Here is a 1,480-nt window from a genome sequence, read left to right on the forward strand (position 1 = left end):
GGGCCAGAGGAGGTTGGGCCAGAGATGGTGCCGGGTGCCGCCGCTCCCGGCGCGAAGGCCGTGGGCAGGCCGTGGTCCGGATGAGGGCCCAGGGGTGGCGGGGTCTGCGCCAGCCTGGCCTGCGCCTCCTCCTCGGCCGCGGCGGCCGGGTCCAGTGCCTCCAGCGGCACGCCGCCCTCCGGCGCCACGGCGGGGAGGGGGTTGGACCAGACATCGATCCCCACCGCATCCGGGGGCGGCGGAGGCTCGAAGGGTTCCGGCAACCCGTCATGCGAGGGGGTCTGGGGCGGGCCCTCGGGCGGGGCTTCCGTGGCCGGCGCGCGGCCGGTCAGCCGGTTCCAGAGATCCTTCAGCGCCATGCGATTCCTGCCTCCCCTGCCGCCCCGGCCCTTGGGCCTGGAAAGGGGCGGTGTCTCGATGATGGTCCCGGACAAACGGGCCCGGAGGACGGGACCGGCTGCCCGGGCCGTTGGAACGACGGGAAGCGACCCGGTCGCTTCCGCCGGGACCGTTCCCGGCGGGGCCGCCTCAGATCTCGATCTCGCCGCGATAGGCGGTCTCGGCCGGTCCGGTCATCAGCACATGCCCATCCTCCCGCCAGGCGATCCGCAGGTCGCCGCCCGGCAGCGACACCGTGGCCTCCCGCCCCGTGAGCCCACGCCGCGCCGCGTTCACCAGCGTGGCACAGGCTCCGGAACCGCAGGCCAGGGTCAGCCCTGCGCCACGCTCCCAGACCACAAGGCGGAGGCGATCCGGAGCCAGGACCTGGGCGAAGCCGATATTGGCCCGCTCCGGGAACCAGGGATCGTGCTCCAGCGCCGGGCCCAGGGCCGCCGGGTCGATCGCCGCCAGATCCTTGACGAAGAAGGTGGCGTGCGGGTTTCCCATGGAACAGGCCGCAGGCCCGGAAACCGGGCCGAGGGAGAGCGGCAGGCGCAGCGTGTCGGCCTCCCGCGCCAGGGGCACGTCCTGCCAGCCGAGGCGCGGCGGGCCCATGTCCACCTGGATCAGCCCGTCCGGCAGCGCCTTCGCCGGCAGGGCGCCGGAGATGGTGCGGATGGTGACGTGTTCCCGCCCGCTCTCGGCCATCAGCAGGCTGGCGACGCAGCGCGTGGCGTTGCCGCAGGCCCCGGCCTCGGAACCGTCCGGGTTGGCGATGCGCATGAAGACGTCGCTTCCCTCCGGCGCAGGCTCCAGCACCACGAGCTGGTCGAAGCCCACGCCCCGGCGGCGGTCGCCGATGGCGACGATGCGCGCGGGCGTCAGGGGCAGGGGCTGCTCACGGCCATCGAGCACGACGAAGTCGTTGCCGAGTCCGTGCATCTTGCGGAAGGGAATAAGCACGGCAGCGATATAGGCGTGCGCGCCGCGCGGCGGAACCCTGGGGCATCGCGCTTCCGGCCCATGGGCGGAGCCGGACCGGGAAGGCGGCGCCCCCCCCCCGGAATGGGCCGAGCGGCGATGCCCGCGGGGTGTTCCC

General features: G+C 74.3%; 1 protein-coding gene and 1 pseudogene. Both read right to left on the reverse strand.

From position 1 onward, the window contains the following. Positions 1–359 (reverse strand): annotated as a pseudogene (locus ROTAS13_RS26760) (hypothetical protein); the annotation flags it as partial. A 169-nt stretch (positions 360–528) separates the two neighbouring features. Continuing rightward, a complete protein-coding gene (dapF, locus tag ROTAS13_RS24385; RefSeq protein ID WP_075823655.1) occupies positions 529–1,344 on the reverse strand; it encodes a diaminopimelate epimerase in 816 nt (271 codons plus the stop codon). Between the last annotated feature and the right edge of the window lie 136 nt (positions 1,345–1,480).

The sequence above is a fragment of the Roseomonas sp. TAS13 genome (genome assembly GCF_001950415.1).
GTDB classification, from domain to species: domain Bacteria; phylum Pseudomonadota; class Alphaproteobacteria; order Acetobacterales; family Acetobacteraceae; genus Roseomonas; species Roseomonas mucosa.